The sequence below is a fragment of the Streptomyces sp. NRRL F-5123 genome (genome assembly GCF_000721495.1).
Taxonomy (GTDB): Bacteria; Actinomycetota; Actinomycetes; order Streptomycetales; family Streptomycetaceae; genus Actinacidiphila.
This window is the reverse complement of sequence record NZ_JOHY01000048.1, coordinates 40,499-62,949: the sequence shown is the minus strand read 5'-3', so window position 1 is coordinate 62,949 and position 22,451 is coordinate 40,499. Positions and strand designations below refer to the sequence as shown.

23 protein-coding genes are annotated in these 22,451 nt (G+C 72.9%); 5 read left to right on the top strand and 18 right to left on the bottom strand.

The features are described 5' to 3' along the window. Positions 1-726 precede the first annotated feature (726 nt). Together IH54_RS0129640 and IH54_RS0129635 are read left to right on the top strand one after the other, a co-directional pair. Positions 727-1,182: a hypothetical protein gene (locus IH54_RS0129640; RefSeq protein ID WP_052398009.1), complete on the top strand. Its 456-nt coding sequence runs from the start codon at positions 727-729 to the stop codon at positions 1,180-1,182. Continuing rightward, positions 1,179-1,565, top strand: a complete 387-nt coding sequence (locus IH54_RS0129635; RefSeq protein ID WP_052398008.1) for a hypothetical protein — start codon at positions 1,179-1,181, stop codon at positions 1,563-1,565. Before IH54_RS0129640 ends, IH54_RS0129635 begins: the two co-directional genes overlap by 4 nt. Positions 1,566-2,242: 677 nt before the next feature. On the opposite strand, the gene IH54_RS0129630 is transcribed toward IH54_RS0129635, so the two are convergent. Genes IH54_RS0129630 through tpg (IH54_RS0129620) form a run of 3 tightly spaced genes read right to left on the bottom strand, consistent with a single transcriptional unit; the run spans position 2,243 to position 3,629 of the window. Further along, positions 2,243-2,491, bottom strand: coding sequence for a hypothetical protein (locus IH54_RS0129630; protein ID WP_031522709.1), 249 nt, complete (start codon positions 2,489-2,491; stop codon positions 2,243-2,245). Further along, positions 2,488-2,976 (bottom strand): hypothetical protein, encoded by a 489-nt coding sequence (locus tag IH54_RS0129625; RefSeq protein WP_031522707.1) that lies wholly within the window; start codon positions 2,974-2,976, stop codon positions 2,488-2,490. The genes IH54_RS0129630 and IH54_RS0129625 overlap by 4 nt, the downstream gene beginning before the upstream one ends. A gap of 56 nt (positions 2,977-3,032) precedes the next feature. Beyond that, positions 3,033-3,629, bottom strand: coding sequence for a telomere-protecting terminal protein Tpg (gene tpg, locus IH54_RS0129620; protein ID WP_052398007.1), 597 nt, complete (start codon positions 3,627-3,629; stop codon positions 3,033-3,035). 409 nt (positions 3,630-4,038) lie between these two features. On the opposite strand from tpg (IH54_RS0129620), the gene IH54_RS0129615 reads away from it, so the two are divergent. Then, positions 4,039-5,925 (top strand): ATP-binding protein, encoded by a 1,887-nt coding sequence (locus IH54_RS0129615; protein WP_078862621.1) that lies wholly within the window; start codon positions 4,039-4,041, stop codon positions 5,923-5,925. Positions 5,926-5,968: 43 nt separating this feature from the next. Here the strand turns inward: IH54_RS0129615 and IH54_RS0129610 are convergent, their stop codons facing one another. The 14 genes from IH54_RS0129610 to tap all read right to left on the bottom strand — a co-directional run bounded on the left by IH54_RS0129610 (position 5,969) and on the right by tap (position 17,359). Then, entirely contained in the window at positions 5,969-6,535 is a 567-nt protein-coding gene (locus tag IH54_RS0129610; protein ID WP_031522699.1) for a winged helix-turn-helix domain-containing protein, read from the bottom strand. 68 nt (positions 6,536-6,603) lie between these two features. Continuing rightward, complete coding sequence (locus tag IH54_RS0129605) at positions 6,604-7,248, bottom strand: hypothetical protein (RefSeq protein WP_031522697.1); 645 nt, start codon at positions 7,246-7,248, stop codon at positions 6,604-6,606. Positions 7,249-7,361: 113 nt separating this feature from the next. Then, positions 7,362-7,574: a hypothetical protein gene (locus IH54_RS0129600; protein WP_031522695.1), complete on the bottom strand. Its 213-nt coding sequence runs from the start codon at positions 7,572-7,574 to the stop codon at positions 7,362-7,364. Next, complete coding sequence (locus IH54_RS0129595; protein ID WP_052398006.1) at positions 7,571-8,674, bottom strand: hypothetical protein; 1,104 nt, start codon at positions 8,672-8,674, stop codon at positions 7,571-7,573. The genes IH54_RS0129600 and IH54_RS0129595 overlap by 4 nt, the downstream gene beginning before the upstream one ends. A 22-nt stretch (positions 8,675-8,696) precedes the next feature. Continuing rightward, the gene (locus IH54_RS0129590; RefSeq protein ID WP_031522684.1) at positions 8,697-8,999 is read right to left on the bottom strand and encodes a hypothetical protein; all 303 of its coding nucleotides are present in this window, start codon (positions 8,997-8,999) and stop codon (positions 8,697-8,699) included. A gap of 181 nt (positions 9,000-9,180) precedes the next feature. Beyond that, entirely contained in the window at positions 9,181-11,259 is a 2,079-nt protein-coding gene (locus tag IH54_RS0129585; RefSeq protein WP_031522682.1) for a hypothetical protein, read from the bottom strand. 33 nt (positions 11,260-11,292) lie between these two features. Next, positions 11,293-11,793, bottom strand: a complete 501-nt coding sequence (locus IH54_RS40380) for a hypothetical protein (protein ID WP_043182628.1) — start codon at positions 11,791-11,793, stop codon at positions 11,293-11,295. A 2-nt stretch (positions 11,794-11,795) separates the two neighbouring features. Beyond that, on the bottom strand, positions 11,796-12,578 hold the full coding sequence (locus IH54_RS0129575; protein ID WP_159012160.1) for a hypothetical protein: 783 nt from the start codon (positions 12,576-12,578) through the stop codon (positions 11,796-11,798). Between the two features lie 401 nt (positions 12,579-12,979). Next, the gene (locus IH54_RS0129570) at positions 12,980-13,228 is read right to left on the bottom strand and encodes a hypothetical protein (protein WP_159012158.1); all 249 of its coding nucleotides are present in this window, start codon (positions 13,226-13,228) and stop codon (positions 12,980-12,982) included. Positions 13,229-13,274: 46 nt separating this feature from the next. Continuing rightward, complete coding sequence (locus IH54_RS0129565) at positions 13,275-13,589, bottom strand: hypothetical protein (RefSeq protein ID WP_031522675.1); 315 nt, start codon at positions 13,587-13,589, stop codon at positions 13,275-13,277. A 71-nt stretch (positions 13,590-13,660) separates the two neighbouring features. Then, positions 13,661-13,879 carry a hypothetical protein gene (locus IH54_RS45805; protein ID WP_159012155.1) on the bottom strand — a complete coding sequence of 73 codons (219 nt, stop codon included), beginning with the start codon at positions 13,877-13,879 and terminating at the stop codon, positions 13,661-13,663. A 241-nt stretch (positions 13,880-14,120) separates the two neighbouring features. Beyond that, positions 14,121-14,678 carry a telomere-protecting terminal protein Tpg gene (tpg, locus tag IH54_RS0129560; RefSeq protein WP_031522673.1) on the bottom strand — a complete coding sequence of 186 codons (558 nt, stop codon included), beginning with the start codon at positions 14,676-14,678 and terminating at the stop codon, positions 14,121-14,123. Positions 14,679-14,680: 2 nt separating this feature from the next. Then, on the bottom strand, positions 14,681-15,142 hold the full coding sequence (locus IH54_RS0129555) for a hypothetical protein (RefSeq protein WP_031522671.1): 462 nt from the start codon (positions 15,140-15,142) through the stop codon (positions 14,681-14,683). 6 nt (positions 15,143-15,148) lie between these two features. Further along, the gene (gene tap, locus IH54_RS0129550; RefSeq protein WP_031522669.1) at positions 15,149-17,359 is read right to left on the bottom strand and encodes a telomere-associated protein Tap; all 2,211 of its coding nucleotides are present in this window, start codon (positions 17,357-17,359) and stop codon (positions 15,149-15,151) included. Between the two features lie 139 nt (positions 17,360-17,498). On the opposite strand from tap, the gene IH54_RS0129545 reads away from it, so the two are divergent. Continuing rightward, positions 17,499-19,301, top strand: a complete 1,803-nt coding sequence (locus IH54_RS0129545) for a zeta toxin family protein (RefSeq protein ID WP_031522667.1) — start codon at positions 17,499-17,501, stop codon at positions 19,299-19,301. On the opposite strand, the gene IH54_RS0129540 is transcribed toward IH54_RS0129545, so the two are convergent. Beyond that, positions 19,268-19,549: a hypothetical protein gene (locus tag IH54_RS0129540; RefSeq protein WP_031522665.1), complete on the bottom strand. Its 282-nt coding sequence runs from the start codon at positions 19,547-19,549 to the stop codon at positions 19,268-19,270. The two genes, IH54_RS0129545 and IH54_RS0129540, sit on opposite strands and share 34 nt — an antisense overlap. 190 nt (positions 19,550-19,739) lie before the next feature. Between IH54_RS0129540 and IH54_RS0129535 the strand changes: the two genes are divergently transcribed. Further along, entirely contained in the window at positions 19,740-22,448 is a 2,709-nt protein-coding gene (locus IH54_RS0129535) for an ATP/GTP-binding protein (protein ID WP_324607830.1), read from the top strand. Positions 22,449-22,451: the final 3 nt, after the last annotated feature.

Sequence of the window (22,451 nt, the reverse complement as noted above, 5' to 3'; positions counted from 1 at the left end):
TCCGGACAGTTCCGGTCGTGGGGGCCGATCGATGGTGCGTCATCCTGGTGAGTGCGCTAGCTTCTGGACTCAGACACCACCCCCGGAGCACTCCCGCCCGGGGCGCATCGTGGCGTCTGACCCTACCGGCGGTGTCGAAATGCACGTTGCCGGAAATCCCACGATTCACGCTGAGGAAATGCGCTTGCGAAACCAATTAACGCCGCCCGTAATTACCTCAGCCGAAGAACGGGACCCCATCCGGGATTTCTGCCGGAATTCAGGGTGCGGAGGTACAGGAGCTGTGCGGCCGCCAGGCCGCGCGGCGGAACCGCCCACGGTGGCCGCCCCCGCTGCTGGCGCTTGTCCGTCACAGCCGGCACAACCCGAGACTCAGGACCGCTGGCGCCGCCCATGGCCCGCAGGGCAGCCACGCAGCCGCACGCGAAGCCGCGTGCACCACGACGTGGTCCGGCCCGCGGGGGCCGGCGTACAGAACCTAGATCAAGAGGCGGACGATCATCGCTGCTGGTCACCGCGTCGGGGTGTATCGCTGAGGGCTATTCGAATGTCACTTTGGGACGCACCTTTCCCCTGGAGGGGAAATGATCGGGCGTCAGAAGCCTCTGGTTCGGCGTGGCGAGTTCCCCTGGAGGGGAACCGCGGACTACGGTCGGCCCGCGTACATCGTTCCCCTGGAGGGGAAACCCCGAGGTGAGGAGCGGCATGGGCCGGGTCAGGCCAGCGGTGAACACCAGCACCGGCGAGTACGTCCAGCTGGAGCTCCTGGACGCCGAGGAGAAGGATCCGTACGAGTGGAGCGGCGGCGGGCGGCACGTGAACGCCAGTAAGGTCAACGCGGCCGCGCTGTGGCGCAAGGACAGCGGGTACACGAAGAACGACAAGCTGGTCTACGGGCACTACCTGTTCAACGCGCCGGTGGGCGACCAGCCGCTGCGGCAGAGCTTCCGCGAGATCGCCGCTGAGCTGGAGCTGCGTCCCACTGCGGTGGGCAAGTCGGTGGGTAACCTTCACCGCGGGGGCTACCTGCTACCGGCGGAGACTGTAGGCCGGGTGGTGTTCTACAAGCTCAACGCCCGGGCAGCCTTCGACGGGTCCTCCCTGCGGCAGCGCAGGGCCGCTGAGAAGGCCCCGCGACCTGTGGTGCCGTGCCCGCCCGAGATGAAAGAGGAAGCGTCATGACGTCGCCCGCCGAGCAGCTCGAAGAGCCGCGCTTCATGGAGGCCGGCGAGCTCAACGCCCTGCTGCTGCGCTCGAAGCTCAAGCAGGGCGCTGACGTGAAGGTGCTGATGTTCTACGCCACGGCCACCGAGATGGGCGAGCCCGTGCGCAGCACCGCCACCGACATCGGCAAGCTGGTAGGCCTCAGCACCACCAGCGCCTCGCGCAGCATCGGCCGGCTCGCAGAGAACGGCTGGCTCCAGCTCGCCTACACCGCCGTCGGCGTGAAGTTCTACCGCCTCGGTCCGGCCGCCATCGCCCTGGCCGTCCAGCAGCCCGCCGGCGACCAGGACGACGCCGACGCCCCGCTGGCGGTCGTCCACCAGCTGCACGACCACCGCTGACCCCGGCCGCCCGGCCGGCACCACGGCGCTGCACTCCCGAGGTGCAGCGCCGTTCCCATGCCCACCCGGCGGGACAGGGCGTTACATCGTTCCCCCCTGCGGGAAACCGCAGGCAACAGCCCGGTTTCACCGCTGCCCGGAGCTCCGGTTGCGCGCAACGACCAGGCACGCAGCAGCGCTGCAGCACGAAAGCGTTGCACCGTTCCCCCCGGCGGGAAACCGCGATGCAGCAACCGCCTGCTGCCCGAGCAGCACCCTTGTCCCGCCTGGCCCGCGACCGGTGTCCCAAAGCTCCGGCCCGCGGCCCTTCACCGAGCAGCAGGCCGTGCAGCTGCACCTGGTGGTTGCCCGACTCCCGGCAACCACCCCGGCTACGCCGACGAGGCCCCGTCCGGGGGTGAGACAGGCGCAAGGCGTCGGCTGGGGAGAGCGTGGTGACCACGGTCGGTTAGGTCCAGACGGGTGTCACGCTCTGCCTCCCGGCCCCTCCATGGGCCCGGATTACCCCCTCGGCGGGTCCCGGAGCGAGCGTGACACCCGCCGACGCGGCCCGCCGTCCCGTCTGTCTTCGCCTTCAAATGGGCCTGAACTGCGAGTTTCCGCTCCGGAGCGTGCGGGCCGGTGCAACCGGGGCTGCCACGCTTTGCTGGCGGTGTCACGTTGACGGAGGGTGAGCGTTACACCGGCGGGCGGTGGGTGCACTGCGCGCAGGCCGGGCAGTCGTCGCACTGCTCGCACCAACCGCGCGGGGCTCTGGGGCAGTCGCATACCGGGTTGTAGTCCGGGTCGTCGTCTCCTTCGAACCACGGCTCCCCCAGCGGCGGCACGCCGTTCACGTGGACCCGGCCGTCATCGGTGAGCGTGGAGACCCGGACACCGCAGCCGGTGGCCCGAGTCCACACCGCGACGGTCCGGTCGCCGCTCATGACAGCTCCCCCCGGGCGCGGGTGTGGGCGACCATCTCTGCGAGCAGCTGCTGCCCCGGGACGTTCTCCTCCACCAGGGGCAGGCCGACCGGACCGGGCGAGGCCTCGGTGCAGCGCTCGCACTCGGGCCAACCGGGGCAGGACACGATCTGCTCGCCCTGGTCCCGCCCGGCCGCGGGGTTGGGCACCCACGCCTTCCTCGGCGGCGGCCCGTCGTGCAGCCAGTGCAGCGGGCCGTCGTCGTCCCACTCCACCCGCACCTCCTCGGGCTCCCCCGTCGACGGCGAGGCCCGGAGGGCCGTCGCGACGTGGCGGCCGGTGTGCCCGCGGGCCTCCACGCACGGCACCGCGGCGCCGCGGGGGAACTTCCAGCACTCGGCCCGGCGCCACCGCCGGCCACCGCCGCGGTGGTCGCCGTCGTGCGCGGGCACGCTTGTGCACAGCACGGCCGATCCGGGATCGGATGCGCCGCAGTCGATACTCATGAACAGCCTTCCGGTCGATCGAATACCCCTGTGTACCAGCTCCACCGGCAGCTCGCTCAGAAAGAGAAATCTATGTAATCCACATCGGTGAAAACCACCTCAAGGCCTTTCGCACGTGCACCGTAATTCCGGAAGTAGGCGCGTCCGAGAGCCTCTGCTACCAGCTCTTGCAGCTCGGCTTCCGTCGCGCCCCGCTCGCGCGCTGCGAGGATCCGGCCCGCGTCGTCCGGTGCGAGCGTCTGGGTGATCAGCCGCAGGCGCGGGTCGTCGGTGGAGCCGCGCTCGGCCCGGAACCCGAACCGGGCCCGCGCGCTGACCCGCAGTCCCCCGGTGGCGACGGCCTGCTCGCGGACCCGCGCACGCACGCCCGGCTGCCACTCCCGCGCCGTTTCCTCCTCCAGCGTCGTCTGGAGCGCCTTCTGCGGGCGCTTGAGCTTGCCCGCGGCGTAGCGCTGCACCGTCCGGCGGGACGTGCCCAGCCGGGCCGCCACGGCCGCCGTGGAGCCCTTTGCCCGGCCCAGCAGGAACCGCACCTTCGCGCCCGCGCCCGCGGGGACCGGCCGGGTGAACTGCGCCTGCTCCGCGGCCTCCAGGCCGTCGTGGAACTTCCCCCGCACGAGCGCCGACACCTGTGGTTCTTCGTGGTTCGTCATGCCCCGTACGGTGCGGCGACCAGCCTGTGGACAGAGGCCCCGGCCCGAGGACGCAGGTTCCAGATCCTCCGTCAGCATTCGCTCGGGGTGCGCCTGGTGGCCTGGCGTCCGCTGACTCTCCGTGCCCGTACGCGCGACCTCGGTAGATTGGCCGCGGCGGCGGCTGGCTGAGGGAGGACCGGGCATGAACGAGCACGGCGATGGACGGGCCCCAGGGACTCCGGCGGTGCCTGCGCCTCCGGCAGTGCCGCCGATGCCGCCGCGGGCGCCTGTGGCGGCATCGTCCGTCCCGCCGCAGCGGGCGCCGGAGTCGGCGGTGCAGGCGTGGGTGCGGGCGCCGCGGCCGGATGCGCCACCGGGGGTGTGGCGGCTGGGGCACCGGCCGCGGCCGATGGAGGAGCCCGTTCTGATGCCGACCCGGCAGCTGGTCGGCGGGGCGGTGCTCGCGGCGCTGCTGGGGTGGCTGGTCTGGACGGTCCTCTACAACGCGTACTTGGGCACGTGGTGGATGTGGCCGCTCGAGCTGGTGATGCCGGACGACTGGCTGCACGGCGGTGCCGGCGACGTCGGCACCCCGCTGATCTTCTACACCTACTACGCCCTGGTGGCGGCGCTCATTGCGTACGTTGCCGGCCGGGCGGGGCACTGGCCCGAGCTGTGGCGCAGGTTCGGCGCACCGCTGCTCGTGAGCGAGTCCGAGCCGCCGCTCGCCCCCGGCAGCGACCCCGCGGCGTGGCCGGAGCTGCGCGCCGCCGGTGCCGGAGCGGCGGCCGACCGGCTCGCCGGTGACGCCGCAGCCGGGGTGATGAGCGACGTCGACTACGCCCGGCTCCAGCGCGCCTGGTCGGCCGCGGTGGCCACCCGGCAGCCGGAGGCCATCCAGTCCTTCGTCCGCATCGTCGCCGACGACGGCGCGCACGCCTTCCTCCACCCATCCGGGGAGCGGGACCTCCCGGCCCGTCACGCCCACCACGATCTCGTCACCGGGCAGGTGCGGCTCGGTACGGTGCCGGACATGCCGAAGAACGCCTACGGCCACCGCACATCTGGATTGGCTGTTGGGCCGGACGTGCTGGGCACCGGGCTGCTCGCGCTCGGCCCGTCCGGCTCCGGCAAGACCGCGCGGGTGCTGCGGCCGGTCGCCGAGGCCCTGTGCTTGCAGGCCCTGGCCGGGCAGGCCGCCGTCGTCGTGGTCGGCCCCGCGGGCGCCGACCTCGGCCCGGACGGGCAGTACGACGTCGTGATCCGGCTGGGGGACCCGTCCTCGCAGTACGACCTCGACCTGTACGGCGGCGCACCGGACGCGGACACCGCCGCAGGCGTGCTCGCCGACACGCTCGTGGGCGACCACGCCGATGACCGGGGCGAGACCGTGCGGCGCGGCGCGGCCGCGCTCGCGCAGCTGCTCGGACCGTGGCGTGCCGCCCGCAGGCGGTTCCCGTCGGTGCCGGAGCTGCGGCAGCTCCTGGAGGGCGATCCGGTGGTCCTCTCGGGGCTGCGCGGCGCTCTGGAGGCCGCGGGCCACGGGGCGATGCTGCGCGAGCTGGACGCCCGGGAGCGGGCCGCGGCCGCGGCCGGTGACGTCGCCGTGCTGCTCGCCGACCGGGTCGCGGTGCTGGACCGGCCTGCCTTCGCCGGGTTCTTCGACACCGGGCAGGGGCGGCCCTTCTCGATGCAGGCCCTCGGGCACCCCATCCGGGTGCGGATCACGCTGCCCGACCGCGGGCAGTACGCGGTCTCCGAGCTGCTGACCCGCCTGGTTGTGGCGCAGTTCGTCGCGGCCGTACCGCGCCGCCGGGACACCGCCCTGTTCGCCGCCCTGGTCGTCGACGACGCCTCGCGGGCGGTCACCGCGGCGACCGTGGAGGGCATGCACCGCCTGGCGCCGGCCAACGCCGGGATCGCGCTGGCGCTGCGCACCCTGGACGACGTGCCGCCGCAGCTGCGCACCCAGCTACTCGCCGCGGCCGGGTGCCGGGTGGCGATGCCGGGCCTGCCGCCCGCGGACGGGCGGCTCCTGGCCGAGATCTGGGGCACCCAGTGGACCCAGACGCAGGACGTCACCGACCGGCAGGCCGTCTCCGACGGCGCCTTCGGCCGCGGCGTCCAGCTGCTCCGCAAAGCCGTCACGGGGCAGGCGCCCACCGTGCGGTCGGTGACGGTCCGCGAGGTCGAGCGCGAGCGGTGGTCCGCCTCCGAACTCGCGCACTCCGTCCCGGCCAACCACGCCGTGATCTCCTTGACCAGCCGGTCTGGGGAACGCACCCCGCCGCTGCTGGTCGACCTGCGCAGCTGACCGGCTATGCGGTCCGTGTCGGGCGGGTCGCGGGAAGGTTGTGTCAGGCCCGTGGCCGGCCCCGGGCTCTCGCGGGCAGTTTCATCTGCGTGGCCCAGGCGGAGACCGTGCCGCGCGCCAGTCCCAGTTCCTGGGCAATCTGCGCGGTGGTCAGGGACTCATCCGCCCACAGTTCGCGCAACCGGGCCTGAGCCCGGGACTTTGCGGTGGACCTGGTGGTGTTCGGCCGGGAGGGGCGCGATGCGGGTGGGAGGCCGATGTCGGATGCCCACGCCCTGACGGTGTGCCGGTCGACCCCGAGCGCGTCGGCGATGTCCGCGAGCGGCAGGTCGGGGTCTGCCCACAGCTCGCGGAGCCGAGCCTGGTCCGTCTGCCGGGCGGCGAGCGTATCGGCGGCGGTCCGGCGGGCGTTGCGCGAGTACGGGCGGCGGGGCGTAAGGCGCATCTCGGCGGCGCGCTTGAGCACCGTGCTCCGGGCGATTCCCAGCCTGGTGGCGATCTCCGGGACGGTGAGATCCCGGTCGGCCCACAGCTCACGCAGCAGGTCTATGTCCGAGGGACGGCGCTCTACCGGGCCGACGCCCGGGCGGCCGGGGGGAAGACGTGTCATCGCAGCCCTGACGGCAGAGGTATGCGCGGGTCCCCCGCTGGGGGCGATGAAGTGGTCAGCGTACCGGGTTAGCCGGCCAGCTCGCGGGCCTTCACAAACCCGGCGCGGGCCCGCTCGGCGTAGCCCTCGGGGGCGGCCATCGCCCGGCTCGCGGAGGTGTGGGAGATGTCGAGGGCGCGCGCGGCGCTGGCGGCGGCGCCGTGCTGGGTGCCGTAGGCGGCCGTGAGGTTCACGCCGCGCAGGCGGGACAGGCGGGCGATCTCCGCGCTCAGGCGGGCGATGTTCCCCCGGATGATCCGGTCCACGACGACAGGGTCGTTGTTGTCGCTGACGGCCATGAGGGCGGCGAGCTGGACGTCCTCGTACTCGGCGAGCACGGCCAGGTCCTCCTCCACGTCCGTGCCGGGCCCGGCGTCGTGGTAGCCGTCCCCTTCGGGGTCGGCGAGCCGGTCGAGGACGAGGGCGATCTGGTCCTCGATCCAGGACTGGGCCACGGACGCGGGCTCGGCGGTGAGGGTCCAACCGTCGGCGTCCAAGTCGGGCTCCGTCCAGGCGTGCCACACGGTGGCCGCGGCCTTGTCGAGCCAGACCGTGTGAAGCTCGGCGTCGCAGTGCCTGGTGATGAGGGTCAGCTCGCAGGCGGTGGGGGCGTGCCTGGCGACGTGCGTCTCGGCGTCCTGGTAGTCCTCGAACTTGATGGTCTGGGTGGTCATTTCGGCTCCTTGGTAGGCGATGAACCGAAAATACACCCCAGGGGGTGGAGATTCAACCCCGGGGGGTTGAATCTAATGTGGGTCCGCGGAACACGGCAGACCTGACAGCCCGCTCAGTCGGGTTCGGGTGCAGTATCGAACCCGGCCCGCTGCAGCGCGGCGAACAGGTCGGCGGCGGCCGACTCGCCGGGGTTGTCACGCAGGGCGTGGGCGGCGGCCACCACGGCTGCGGCCTGGTCGGGCGGCAGGTCGCGCCACTGCGCGGCGAGCTGGTCGAGGGCGGCGGTGTCGGCCGGGGTGGGCTCGGGCAGATCCGCCGCGGTCACTTGTCGTCCTCGGACTTGGGGGGCTTGGGGGCGCGGTCGCCGTGGGCGGCGATGCCTCCGGTGACCGGGTTGGACGGGCGCGCGGTGCCGTTGACGCGGCTGCTGCGGTCGCCGTGCGTCGCGATACCGGCCGCTACTCCGGTGGCGGGGCTCGTAGCCGCCGCGCGGGGCCCGGCGATGGCACCGGCCGCACCACCGGCGGCCTTGCCGACCAGGCGGGCTGCCTTCATGGAGTCGCCGAGGCCGGGGAACTTGCTGATGACGAAGATCGCGGCGCCGAGCGCGGCGGCGGAGATGACCAGCCCCGTGGCCACCGGGCCGTTGTCGCCGGAGCTTTCGAGCGCGGAGGCGAGGCCGAGGATGATGACGACGATCGGCTCGATCATGATCAGCCCGACCATGAGGCTGGCCCAGCGGCGGATGTGCCCCCACATGTCCTTGTCGACGGCCCCGGAGTAGACGACGACGCCGAGAATCGCGCCGACGTACAGGCTCAGGGCGCGGAGCACCATCAGCAGCCACAGCGCTCCGCACAGCGCGATCGTCAGCGCGGAGGCGATGATCAGCACAATCGGGCCCCCGCCGACCTTCCCGTTCTTGAGATTGCCGCCGAGTTCTCCGAAGACACCGTTCGGGTTGGCGCCTGTCGCGCCCGCGATGACTTCGGTGACGGCGCCGACGGCGTTGATGACGGTGTAGAGGACCAGCGGGGTGAAAGCGCAGGCCATCACCGCGACCCACAGCAAGCCGACCGCTTCACCGAGGGCGGTGCCCATCGGCACGCCGCGCACCGCGCGCTTGGCCACGGCCAGCAGCCACAAGATCAGCGTCAGGATCGTGGAGGCGGCGAAGACGACCGCGTACTGCTGGAGGAAACCCTGGTTCGTGAAGTCGGTGGCCGACCTGTTGAGGACGACGTCGCCGAGGTGGCGCGCGGTCCAGTCGGCGGCGTTGGCGACCTGCTGGGAGACCTGGTGCAGCGGGTCGACGCTGTCGAGCACCCCGTCGCCCGAGCCGGTGCCGGGGCCGGTCTTGCCGTTGCGGCAGTAGTCGCCGGCGGCGCCCACCACCGCCTTGCACGGGTCATCGGCCAGAGCCACGACGTCCCCCTCCTTGCGTCACTCAGTGCAGCGTACGGCGTGCGTGCCGTAGCCGGGTAGCCGCGGTGACCAGGTGCTGCCCGGCCTCGTTCAGCGCGGCCGTTTCCTGGGTGGTGTGCGGCCCGGGGCGGTCCTGTCCGGCGTGCGCGGCGGCCAGCTGCTGCACGGCGGTCGCGGCAGCCTCGCACAGCCGCGTCAGGTCCTCGGTCGCCTGACGGGCTGCCACCGGTGTCCACTCGGCGCGGCCGAGCTGGACGTCGCGGAGCAGCCGGGCCAGAGCGTCGGCGGCAACCCGGGCGTGTACAGCGGGATTCTGTGCGGCCATGGGTCCCTCCCTGGGGGTCGAAATTGGCCTGTCTGGCCTGTCAGTGCAGGTCAGGGCCTGGCGGTGGCCTGTCCGGGCCGGACAGGCCGACAGGTCACCGGGCGCGCCGGGCGGGGCTGCTGACAGGCCGCCGGCGGGCCGGGGACAGGTCGGGACAGGCTGTGGACAGGCCGTGGACAGGTCACGGTGCCGGGTCCCTGAGGGCGGTGTGGATGTCGGCGAGCCGGTACGCGGTCGGCTTCCCTGGGGTGTCCAGCCGGACAGTCGGCACTGCCACCCCGGCCTTCCTCAGCGCGGCTTTGAGGGTGCGTCCGATCATCGCGACACGGTCGGCGCGACCCTCCCAGCGGCCCCACACGGCCGGGTCAGCGGCGACCAGGCGGTCGGCGAGCGCGGCCACGGGCAGCGCCTCGGGGTCACCCTGCGCAGCGAAAATCGCGAGCAGGTGCTGGACGATCTCGGGGGCGCCGGCGGGGTGCGGGCCGGTCGCGGTGACGGTGTCCAGGGGTGGCAGTCCGGCGGCGGCGCGCTCGCGCGCGAGGGCGGCCGCGGTGGCCGCCGTTACCTGAGGGCAGTAGCGCAGGACCGGGTCGCGGTGCCGGGGGGTGATGCAGTAGAACTTCCCGGCGTCGGCCGGCTCCCACTCGCCGGGGGAGGGTACGAGCAGGTGCGGCAGCCAGCCGCGGGAGACGGCGTCGGCGGTACCGACCACGAGCGGCACGTCGGCCTGACGGCACGGCAGCATGATCCGCACGCCGAAGGCGTCGGCGACCGCATCGCCGAGGACGTCGGCGGTTGCGTCCTGGGAGCACACCACCAGCGTGATCCGCGCCTTGCGGCCGATGCGCAGCAGGGCGAGCGCGGCCTCCTTCGCGCGCTTGGTCAGCTGCGGCCATTCGTCGACGAACGCGATGACCGCCGGGCTGGTCGGGCTGACGGGGTGGTTGTCCTCGGTGGTACCGAGGTCGGCGATCCGCTGCTTGGCTTTGGCGAGCAGCCGCTCGAGCACCCGTTCCGCGTCGGCCGGGGTGAGGGCGCGCAGCGCCGCGCACGGCCCGAGCGGCCCGAGTCCCCGCCCGGTGGGGTCGACGTCGACAGCGACGGCGTCCCGGCAGGCGGTGGTGTACTCGGCCATGGTGCGCACCATGGTGCTTTTGCCGCCGCCGGAGTCGGAGACGACCAGCACGTGCTGGCCGGCGAGCACCACTGGGGTCGCGTCGCCGTCGATGGACCTGCCGATGCTGACCGGGGAGGTGATCGTGGCCGACAGTGGCGCCCGGTGTGGTGGTGGGGCCGCCGAACGGAACGGGTCCGAGGTCAGGATGCGCAGCAGCACGGCGGAGGCGTCCTCCGGGTCGCTGCGCTGCGCCAGGAGGCGGTTGTCGCCGACCCGCAGCGTCACGGCCACTTTCGGCAGGATCCGGATCAGGTCGCCGAGGGTGCCGCCGGACAGCGCCAGCATCACGTTCCAGCCCCAGTCGGTTTCGGTCGGCGTCCTGACGGTGCCGATCCGAGCGCCCTCCTTCCGCAGGGCCAGGACCACCGACTCGCAGGCGCGGGCCGGGTCGCGGCCGGCCTCGCGAAGCGGGAACGGCTCCGGCTCCGGATCGGCGGCCAGCTCGGTGTGGTCCGGCACACTGGTCGGCACGAACATCAGCTTCGGCACCGGCGGGCGCCGGTACGTACGCCGGTCACCGGTCACCGCGGACGCGAAGACGAACAGCACGACGGCCGCAGCGGTCACGGCGAGCACGGCCAGCGCGGACACCCACCACAGGCCGACCCACACCGCAGCCAGCCCCGCCATCCACGCCAGCGCCGCACGGCGCCGGGTCCGCCGCACCTGCCCGTACCCGACCTGGAGCATCGAGTCGGTCACCTCGAGGTGCCGGAACTCCTGCTGCCCGACCCTCATCTGCAGCTGCGCCCACTGCATCATCCGGTAACTGATGATCGGCGACGCCCCGCCGCCCATCCCGCCGTAGTACCCGTAGCCGCCGTACCCGCCCCGGGCAGCGCTGCGCTTCATCATCTGCATCCGCTGCATCTGCGCGTACGTCTGCATCCGCTGCTGGTCCTTCAACAGCTTGATATTGCTCGTGACGTCGGCGTTCAGCCGCTGCCGCTGCGCCCGCCACATGCGGTACTGGTCATTGAGGATCTTGTGGGCGATGTGGGTGTCGGTCAGGTCCTCCGCCCGCCACCACCGGCCCCACTCCTCCCGCAGATGCCGCGCCCCCGCGCCGACCCGCCCGGCCATCCCCTCGCCCCTCCCCTGCTGTTCTCGTGCCGCTCAGATCGTGTGGATCAGGATGTTGCCGACCGAGTTGCCGGAGGTGCGGATCAGCCCGAGAGCCATCCCCACCAACCCGGCCGATGCGCCGAGGAACACGCCGACGCCCGCGCCGCGCAGCACCGGCTCCTTCAGGTCCGCCCTCCCGGACTTGATCAGCCCGAGGTAGAGAGCGAGCAGGCACAGCCCCGCGACCGCGCCGCCGACGGCGACCTTCTCCCCTCCGGTGACCGGGCCCATGGCGCCGGCCTTCGCGACCTGCCCCGTGCTGCTCTCCAGGGCGTAGCTGCCGATGCCGTCGCCGAACGCCGCCGCGCTCCCGCCCACCACACCGAGCAGGCCGCCGCCGAGGAAGAGCAGCGCGGCCAGAGCGACCCCGGCGAAGAAGTGCACCTTCGGGGTCGGGTCGCCGCCCCTCCACCGGCCGATCTGGTAGAAGAGCAGCACCAGGCCGAGGACCACCGCGCCGACGCCCCCGGCGCCGGCTCCCACGTCGTTCACGTTCACGCTCCTGTCAGGAAGTGGATGAAGGCGCGGCCGCCGAGGAACGCGGCCGCGAGAACGAACGACCACACGAGCGCGGCCACCAGGACGCGCAGCACGTAGCCGATGTACGGGGTGGCCCAGGCCCGGCGCACCAGCTGCACCAGACCGCGGACCACACTGGTGACCAGGTGGCTGAGCGCCTCGCCGAGCATCGCGCCGACCGGCAGCATCATCAGAACCAGCAGCAGCAACCCGAAGAAGACGACGACGCCGAGCGGCGCGAACAGCCCGTCCGACCGGATGCTGCGGATCATCCGGCTCACGCCGCTGTGCCCGCGCCACGTCACCAGCAGCGCGATCAAAATCCCGGGGATGTTGTACTTCAGCAGCAGCCACCGCAGGTCCAGCCCCCGCTTGGCGGCCGCAGCGTACGGGTCCGGCAGCCGGGCCGCGATCGTCTCCCCGATGTGCGCGCCAACCTCGTGCGCCGCGGAGAACACGTCCTGCACGCCCGGCGGCCCGTAACCGTCGCCGTCCTGCCACGGCGGCGCACCATCGCCGCCGTGGGCGCCGGGCCCGGCGCCCGCACCCGGGTCGCCGCCGCCGTCCGCATCGGCGGCAGCCGCGGCCGGCGGCGGGTCCGTGCGCGGCCGGGGAATCCGCGGTGGTGTGCTCGGGGGAGGCGGCGGCGCAGATGTCCGCCACCACTCGTCACCGCTCTTGCCGTCCGTCATCGCCGTCCTCGCCAGCGGGAGTTGGGGGTCGCCTGCGTGCGGCTGCTGGTCAGGCCAGTCCCCCACGCGATCACGTGTGGCAATCTACGCCGCACGCCGCGTGATTACAGGCGCATTGTCAAGGACGGATCAACAGTGCACCGCGGGGCTGCTGGTCGGCGGCCCGGAATGCGGCGGGAAGGGCCCGTACGTCACCTGGTTGACGTACGGGACGGTTACGGATCCGCCCTGAGGCGCCGCTGCTCTGATTCAGTGACTGCCGCCGGACGGGCGCTGCTGGCTGCAGTTCGTCGTGTGTCGTCATGCCCGTACGGTGCGGCGACCGCCCTGTGGACAGAGGCTGGCACCCAGATCTACCTCACCCTGGCCTGGATCCGGCAGGTCAGGCATGGCAGCGCCCCTTCCCGGCAGCTTGGAGGTCGGGAAGGGGCGCCATCGCACGACTGTGGCGCGCTGTGCTGTAGGTGCTAGTTGCCGCTCACAACACCTTGGATGATCGCGTAGAGGAAGAAAACGACAAGGGAGAAGCCGAGGAGCCGCCACGTCCACTTCATCGCGTTCTGGCCAGCAGCGTTGTACGCCTGGATGTCCCGCTGCCGGAGCGCGTCCTGCTGGGCTTTCCGTTGCTGCCGGTCCCGGGCCAGCCCGTCGGCAATCGACTGCGGGTCCGCCTGGTTGATTCTGATCTCGTCGGCGTTGTACTGAGGCCCGTACACGTGCTGACCTTGCTGGTCAAAGCGGGCCCCGGAACCGTGCGGCCTATCAGCCACCGAGTACTCCGGTGCCCCGTACGAACGCGCCGGCTACCTCGGCCAGAGCTCCGCCCATGGCACGCAGTCGACTCATACGCTCCTGCGCGTGGCTGGTCTCGCCGGCCTGGAGGTCCGCGCCTGCCGCTTCCAGTTCGGCTGTCGCCTGGCGGCGCGTCATCTCGTCCAAGTCCATGGTCTGTACTCGGTTCAGCGCCAGGCTCAGCTCCTGGGCCACCACCTGCCGATCAACTTTGTTGATGTTGATCGTTTCAGCGTTGCTTTGGTCCCCGTAGATGTTCTGGCCCTGCTGGTTGAAAGTCGCCATGGGGGCATGATGCCGTACCTATGGCTGGCGCTGGAGCTCGTTGACGGAAACTCCACAATTGGCCGAGCGCATCACGGCGGGCCCGCCAGGCGGAAGATGATCGGGGCAAGGATGCCGCCGATTATTGTGACAGCAAGCAGGATTGCCGGCATCAGGCAGCAGCACGTCTTGGGGTTGAGTTTGGGGCTCCAACCAGTTGGAACGTACTCGCCGCGCGCTCGCCTGACACCGCGTTCGACCGCATCTTCGATTTCCCAGGGTTCAGGGCCCTGGTAGCCCCCCTTAGTCATGGTGCGGAGTGTAGCGGCGGGCGAAGTGCCGCCAACATTTTCCAGTCAAGCAGTGCTGAGAGTCGGGCTTCATGTGGCCTTCGAACTCATGGGGGCCTGGGGGGTGTCTACCCACAACACCACCTACACCGCGCGCTTCTGGGGCGCGGGAGTGGGTGCCCACCAACCCCCCCACCCTGCCCCCCTTCCGGGGCGGGCGGCCGCCCCCCCCCTCGGATTGGGGGGGGCGGCCCGCCTGCGCTCAGAAGTCGAGCTCGATGTAGTCGATGTCGGTGAACTCCACCTGCAGGTCCCGGGCGCGGCGGCCGCGGTCCTTGAAGTAGATCTCCTGCAGGCCTTCGGCTGCGATGCGCTGCAGCTGCTGCTCGGTGGCGCCGGCGGACTGCGCGTCGAACAGCTTCGCGGCGTAGACCGGCGGGAGGTGCTGGGTGATCCGGCGGATCCGTCCATCGTCCGTGGAACCGGGCGCAGCGGTGAACCCGAACCGGGCCCTCGTCTCGATCACGATGCCGCCCCGCGAGGCGGCCTGCTGCTTCGCCCGCTGCTGGACGCGGGGCTGCCAGTCCTTGCGGACCTCCCGCTCAAGGCGGGCCGCCAGGTCCGCGCGGGGGCGGCGGAGCGTGCCTTTGAGGTAGCGCTCCACGGTGCGCTGAGTGACGCCGAGACGGGCGGCCGCAGCCGCGGTGGAACCCTTCTCCGACTTCACCAGGAAGCGCATCTGTGCCTGTGCGCTCTTCGGGATGGGGCGGGTTGCGGTGGCCGCACTGGCCCGCTCCAGGCTGTCTTGCAGCTTTCCCACGGTCAGGCTCCTTGGCTGAGGGTGCGGCCGGCGGCGGCGACCAGGTCGTCGGTGGCGGTGATGGCGTGCTCCCGCAGGGTCGCGAGGGCGTCGATGTCGGCGGCGCCGCGCAGGTCGAAGGCGGCCTGGGCTGCGGCGCGGGCGGCCGGGGCGAGGTCGGGCTCGAGGATGGACACGGTGACGAGCGGGCCGGTGACGGCGGAGCGGGTGGTGTGGCTGGCTTCCCGGGCTGTGTCGTAGTCGGTGGCGGAGGCGCCGGTCAGGCGGAGGTGTTCGCGGTGCCACATGGTGCGGCGGTGGTCGCCTACCGCGGCAACCAGTGCACCGAGCGCGGCGCGCAGGTCGTCCGCGCGGCGGTCGGCGCGGTCGGCGCGGCGGGCAGCTTGGGTGCTGCGGGCCTGGAGTAACGCGGTGAGGAGGCCGCCAAGCAGGGTGCCGGCCACCGCGATGACGGTGTCGCCCATGGGGTTCTACTCTCCTTCGTCCACGGCGTCGTCGCCTTTGATGTGGCGTGCAGGGTTGTGCTGCTGCTCGAGCAGGTCGACGGCCCAGTACAGCTCGCGGGTGCCTTCGTGTTTGACCATGCCGGGCGGGACGCCGAGCCGGAACGTGCCCGGGGCGGGCTTGCCCGCGGTGTTGTAGGGCAGGACGTCCAGCGGCGACGGTCCGGCCGACGGGTAGACCGCGCAGTCCGACAGCAGCGCAATCGGCAGCAGCGCATCCTCACCGAACACGACGGAGCCGGTCGGCGCGGGGCCGGCCTGCGTCGCCAGCGCGGTCTTGACCAGCTTGCGGTGCATGTTGACCCGGGCCGCCGAGATCACCGCGGCCCGGATGTCCGGGCGCCAGGTCGGCCGCTCCAGCGCCGGCCACCGCTCGCCTGGCCGGTAGTTCGTGCCCTGCGGGCGCTCGCGCAGCTTGCCGATGCCGCCCTTGACAGTGGACTTGATCGCGGACAGCACCATGGTCATGCCCGGGTCGCTGCCCTTGTAGCCGGCCATCGCGTCCAGGAACGCAGCCGGGGACAGGTCGGCGGTCACCCCGAGGTCGGCCATCGTCTGCTTGTAGGCGTCCGCGAGGTGCTTGTACCAGGGGTCCAGATACGGCCCGGCGTCGCGTCGCACGTAGGCCACGAGCGGGCGGAGCTCCACCTGCAGCCGGTACTGGTCGATCAGCTCGGCCGCGTAGGCGACGGTGGGGGTGGCGTACCAGGCCGGGCCGGTCGGGCGCTCGCCGTGCGGCGTGAACGGGCTCGGCAGCCGCGGGTCCAGCTTGATGCCGGACAGGTCCACCAGCCACGAGCCCGGCACCGCCTTGTCGAACCGCGGAGCCTTCACGTACTCCGGCGCCCCGAGGCCGACCATCAGCCGGTTCGCGGCGGCGAGGAACGCGGTGTTCACATCGACGCCGACCGCGAACTGCTTCGCGCATTCGGCATCGGTGAGCAGCTCGGTCGGGCGGATCCAGTCGAACGCCTCCTCGTCGAGGACCTCCGCCTCGGTGCGCGGGTGGGCAGACGGGTACAGCCCGTGCACGACGGGGTGCTCGTCGGGGGCCTCCGGCGGGGCTGGGTCGACCGCCGCGGTCAGCGAGCCCGGGACGGGCCCGGACACCCACGTGCCGGTCGCGTCGTCCTTCACTGCGCGGGTCGGCGGCCGCAGCGCCGTCATCAGCTCCAGTCCCGCGACCGCCGTGCTGCCGCGCGGGGTCAGCACCCGGGCGGCGTACGCGGACAGCACCCGGGCGAGTTCCGGCGGGGGGAGCTGGTCGGCGTCGCCCCACGAGCGGGAGTCGAGCGCGCCCCAGGGCAGCACGGCCAACTGCACGCACTGCCGCCGGTCGCCCTGCGCGGGCCGGTAGACCCTGGCCCACGGGCCGAACCCCCGCCGCGTCAACTGCCACTTGGCCTTCGCGATCTGCTTGACCACCTTGTGGTCCTCCGGCAGCCGCATCGCCCGCCGGTCCTCGAGCACCAGCGGCAGGCCGAGCTGTTCGGCGGCCGCGCCGGTCAGGACGATCAGCGGGTCGGAGTCCTTGCCCGAGCGGTGCAGCCGGCTCGCCCCGAGCTTGGCTTCCGCCAGCGTCCAGGCCACCAGCTCCGGCACCGTGCCGACCGGGCAGTCCAGGACCAGGCCGCCCGCGCAGTACAGGGAGCCGTCGCCGTCCAGCACGCCGAGCGGGCCGTGCGCGAACCGCGGATCGACCGCGGCCGGGACGGGCGCGGGCTTCGCGGTGGCCTTCTTCGCGGCCGTGGTCGCCGGGCGCGGCGCGGCGGCCGGAGCAGAGGTCGCAGGTGGGGGGGTCGGCTGGGTGTTCTCGTGGTTCGTCATGGCCGCAGCGTCGGACACCGGGCCGGTGGACAGCGATGGCGCTTGCTTCGGCCGCGGTGCATCGGTCGGCGGTGCCGGGGCTTCTTGAATAGGCGCGGGCGCGCCGTGGGGGGCGGGGTAGAGCTCGGCGAGCTGCTGCAGCAGCCGCGCGTATGCGTCGCGCTCCGGTGGGCGGGGTTCGGTCTTGCCGGATTCCCAGGCGGAGACAGTGGCTCTGCGGACCCCCAGTGCGGTGGCCACCTCGTCGGTCGTCAGCCCGTGTGCGGTGCGCAGCCGTTTGCGTTCCGCCGGTGGCGGTAGCCAGGCGCGGGACGCGATCAGCGCGTCGACCGCGTCGAATAGTTCGGACATGGAACACCTCCTGACTTCATCCTACCCCCCGAAGCGTACGTATCGCGTACATTCTGCGTACGAATCGCGTACGCTTATGAGTGGTGGTGCTGATGCGCTGCCAGATCACGAGGAGGATCCGGTGGCGGGATCGGGCGACATGCCAACTGCGCTGTCCGAGCGCGAGCACTTCGAGGTCCTGAACCAGGTCATCCTTCCGGTGGCGACCCGTGGGGCGGTGCGCCAGCAGCGGCCGGTCGTCGTTGTCGTGGCGGGCCAGCCCGGGGCGGGCAAGACGGCGATCGCTGACCTCGTTCAGACGGCGCTCGACCGTCGCGGCGGCGCGGTACGCGTGGGCCGGGACCTGTACAGGGCCGCCCACCAGCGCTACGCGGGCCTGCTGGCCGCCGACGTCCGCACAGCCGGAGCGCTGGTCCGCCCGGATATCGCGCGCTGGCAGGCCGCAGTCGAAGACCGCGTCCGCGCAGGGCGCTTCGACGCCGTGGTGGAGTCCGCGCTCGCCGACCCCGAAGGCTTCCGTGCCGCCAGCCTCGCCTACCGGGCCGCAGGCCACCGGATCGAGGTGGTGGCGCTGGCCACCGCGGAGGCGTTGAGCCAGCTCGGCATCCTGGACCGCGTCCTCACAGCGGGCCGGTACGTGGCCTGGGACAACCACGACCGCTGCGCGAAAGGGATGCTGGCCACACTGGCAGCGATCGAAGCTGAGCAGCTCGCCGACCGTGTCACCGTGGTGCGGCGCGACGGCACGGTCGTGTACGCCAACGAGTCCGCCCCTGGCGGCGGCTGGCGGCGCCGTCCGGCGGCAGCGCAGGCGGTGCGGGGTGAGCGCGCCCGGCCCTGGACCGCCCCGGAGACGGCCGTCTTCCGCCGCGCCCTGGCCGCGACCGACCGGCGTGTGCACACCGAACTTGCGGGCGACGACCGGTGCCTGGCGGTGCAGCGCGACAGCGAGCGCGCCGCCGCCTGGTCCGAGCCGGTCCGCCGTATCGCCGGACCCGCCACTGTCCCGCCCGGTGTCCACTACCACCGACTGTCCGCCGATGAGCACCGGTGGATCTTCGACGAGCTGATCGCACCGACGGTGCTGCGCGGCGCCGTGGAGCGGGAGCACCCCCGTGCTGTGTACGTGGTCGGGCAGCCCGGGGCAGCCAAGACCCAGGCCGCGTGGATGGTGCGCCGCGCGATGCGGTCCGGGACGGTCCACCTGGCCGGTGACGACTTCAAGGCCGCCCACCCGGACTACGGGCAGCTGCTGCGGACCGACCCGCGCGGCGCCGGTGCGGCCATCCGTACCGACTACCGGGCCTGGTTCACCCGAGCCGAGCAGTTCGTACGGGACCGGTGCGCCGACGTGGTCATCGAGGCCGCACCGGGCAGCGCCGACGAACTCCTGGACGGGGCACTGCGGTTCTCCGAGGCCGGTTACCAGGTGGAGCTGGTGGTACTGGCCGTGCGGGCGCCCGACAGCCGCCTGGCCACCGCGCTGCGCTACGCCCGCGCCCTCCAGGCCGGAATCCCTGCACGGTTCACCACCAAGGCCGGGCACGACCGCTGCTACCGCGGCGTGTCCGACACCGTGGCGGCTGCCGCAGCGCACCCGGCAGTCACGGCGGTCACGGTGATCCGCCGGGACGGCCGCGCCCTGCTGCGCCAGGAGCGACCGGCCGCAACCGGACGCGCCTCGTGGGCACTGACGGCCGAACGCCTGCGCCCCTACACCGACCAGGAGGCCGCCGCGTTCCTGCGGCTGCACCAGGGCCTGCGGCGGGCCCTGCCCCAGCACCGCGCCGAACTGGACGGCATCGCCGCCCTGGCCCGCCCGCTACTGCCCGCCGGGCTGCAGCCCTCCCCGATCCCCGCGTCCCAACATGCGGTGCGGCTGCTGCCGGTGGCGACCCGGGCAAGCCGCTACGACTCCAGCTCCCTCAGCCGCGCCGCGTAGAGCTCCGCCAGACGGGAGCGCTCGGCCGGGTCGGCGTGGGGCAGCCGGTCGAGGTCGGCGAACGTGGCCTCCCGGTCGGCCGTCCACTGCGCGATCTGCTCCTCGTCGGGTACCGGGGCCCGGCGCCCGGCGACGATCCGGGCGGTGTACCAGTTCAGGACGGCCCGGACGGCGTCGGCCGCCTGCTGGGCTTCGTCGCCCTCGCCTTCCAGGCCGGTGAAGTCGGGCTCGTGCGGTGTCCCGGTCACGGCAACCCCCTTCTTTTTCGATCTTGGTGTCGGTCGGGAGCGGCCATTGTCCTCTCCGGACTCGCGGCGCGGCCGGTGCCGGGCACGCCGCGCGCATGCGCCGGGCGGGTGCCGTCGTCCGCGGGCCCGGGCGCTCTCCCCAACACAGCGGCAGCGGGCATAGGTTGGGGTGCAGGGATGATCACCGGGGGTGGGTGTGGCCGAGGGCCGGGACCTGAAAGCCGTGTTCGGCACGAACGACCGCGGCGTGGCCGCGACGGAGGCGTTCACCAACCGCCAGGCCCAGTGGGAGGCGTTCGCTGCCGCACTGACCGAGCACCTCCGGCAGGTCGCCGCGCCGGGCTTCGACCCGCAGGACCTCGAGGCGCCGCGGCGGAATCTGCTGGTCTTCCACGGCATCGGCGGCATCGGCAAGACCACGCTGTCGCGCACCATCGAGGCCGCGCTGGCGACCGACGACCGGCCCGCGCAGTGGGCCCGGCCTGCCTGGTCCGGCCCGCGGCCGCTGCCGGTGCGTATTGATCTGGCCCGGTCGGCCGGCACCGACTTCGAGCGCCTGGTGCTGACGATCCGGCTCGCGCTGACCGCGACGGGCAGGGCGCTGCCGGCCTTCGACCTGGCGTTGCGCCGCTATTGGGACGCCAATCACCCCGGGGAGCCGCTGGAGGACTTCCTGCGCCGCGGCGGGCTGAGCGCCCGGTTCGGGCAGGTCTTCCCCGAGCAGGTCCAGTCCGTGCTCGCCGACGTCGCTCAGGCCCTGATGCTGCCCGGCACCGTGGGCGCCGCGGTCGGACAGGTCACCGGCGCGCTGACCCGGGCGCTGCGGGAGCACCGGCAGTCGGTGCGGGCGCTGGCCGGCTGCGCCCGCCTGGCCGACCTGCTGGAGGCCGAGCCCACCGTGGACGCCCTGTCCTACTACCCGCACCTGCTCGCGTACGAGGTCGCGCAGCTACCCGCGCGCGCCGCGGTGACCCCGGTGGTCCTGCTCGACACGTTCGAGGACACCGGGGACCGCACCCACCGCGACCTGGAACGGCTCATCCAGCGGGTGGTGTGGCTGATGCCGAACGTGTTCTTCGTCGTCACCGGCCGGAACCGCCTGCAATGGGCCGACACCGCTCTGGCCGGGCAGCTGGACTGGACCGGGCCGGTGGCCTGGCCCGGCCTGGCCGACAACGCGGGGGCCCGCGGGCGTCAGGTCCTGATCGGAGATCTCGCCCCCGAGGACTGCCAGGACCTGCTGGCCCGCCGCCTGACCACCGGCGGCCGGCCCCTCATCGACCGCGGCATCCGGGAGGTGATCACCGCCCGCTCCCACGGCCTGCCGCTCTACCTGGACCTGGCGGTGATGCGGTTCCTGGAGCTGCGCCGCACCGGCCGCACCCCGCAGCCGGCCGACTTCGACCACGACTTCCCCGCGCTGATCGCCCGTACCCTGCGCGACCTCACCGGCCCCGAACGGCACGTCCTGCGCGCGGTGTCGCTGCTGGACGCCTTCGACATCGACCTGGCCACCCAAGCTGCGGGCCTGGACCGGCAAGGCCCCGCGGTCCGGCTGGCCGAGCGGCCCTTCGTCGGCGAAGACGCCCTCGCGCTGTGGCCCTACCACCTGCACGGCCTGGTCCGCTCCAGCATCCGGCAGGCCGACGACGCCACCGACGACAGCTGGACCCCCGACGACTGGCACGCCGCGGCCCAGCGGGCGTTCACCGCGCTCGGGCAGCAATGGCACACCGCGCCCGGGGACCGCAGGCTGCTTGTCGGCTGCCTGCGCCAGGGCCTGCACCTGGCCCGCGACCACCGCCTCCCGCCCGGCTGGCTCACCGACGCCGCCTGGGCCTACGTCGACGACTCCGTGTGGGAGCCGTTGGCCCCCTCGCCCGGCCCCGACCCGACCCGCACCACCACCGACACCGACGCGGCCGCGGCCGCGGGCGTGGAAGTGGGAGTGGAGAGCGGCCTGGTCACGCCGGCCGACGCCGTGGTGGAGCTGCTCAGCGCCCTCGCCCGCCGGCAGCACGAACACCGCGAGCGCACCGCCGACCGGCTCGCCGCCGTCACCGCCACCGGCCTGCTACCTCCCGAACTCGCCGACATGGCGGTGTACTACCTGGCCAAAGCCCAGCGCGACCTCGGGCGCAACGAGGACTCGCGCCGCAACATGGCCGCCGTCGTCGCAGGCGGCGGCCGCCGCGCCGCTGCCGCCCGGCGCGGCCTGGTCCATCTCGCCCGCGCCGCCGGCGACTTCCCCACCGCGCTCGAGGCCGCGCAGCACCTGGGCTGGGAAGGCCGCCAGCAGCGCGTTGTGGGCGATCTGTGGTGGCCCCAGGGCGACATGGCCCGGGCCGCCGACGCCTACAAGGGCGCCCGCACCGAGGCCGAGCAGCACGCCGTCACCGGCGAGGCCGCCATCGCGCAGTCCATGCGCGCCCTCGTTCTCGCCTTCGCCGACCCCGACTCCGCTGTCGGCGAGCTGGACCTGGCCGAGCAGCTCCTGCGCGGGCACCACCAGCGCGCCACTGCTTTCACCATCCGGATCGCCGGGCTCGTCCGCGACGCCGGCGCTGTCGGCAGCGGCATCGACGACCGTGCCCGGCTGTTGCGTACCAAGGTCACCGACGCCGGGCTGGCCGGCTCCCAGACCTTGCGCGACCTCGAGCTGGCGGTGTGCTTCCACTACGCCGTCATCGGCAACCGCAACGACCTCCAGGCGGCCATCTCCCGGCTGCACGGGCTAACCGCGGGCGGCGGCTACGCCTACTACACCGACATCGCCCACTTCATGGCCGGCCACCGCCTCCCCGAGCAGCCCGCCTCCCGTGCCCGATGGCTGGACGGCCAGCGGACCACACGCACGCGCTGGCAGGCACTTGTGGCCGCACGGCGCGACGGCACCTGAACC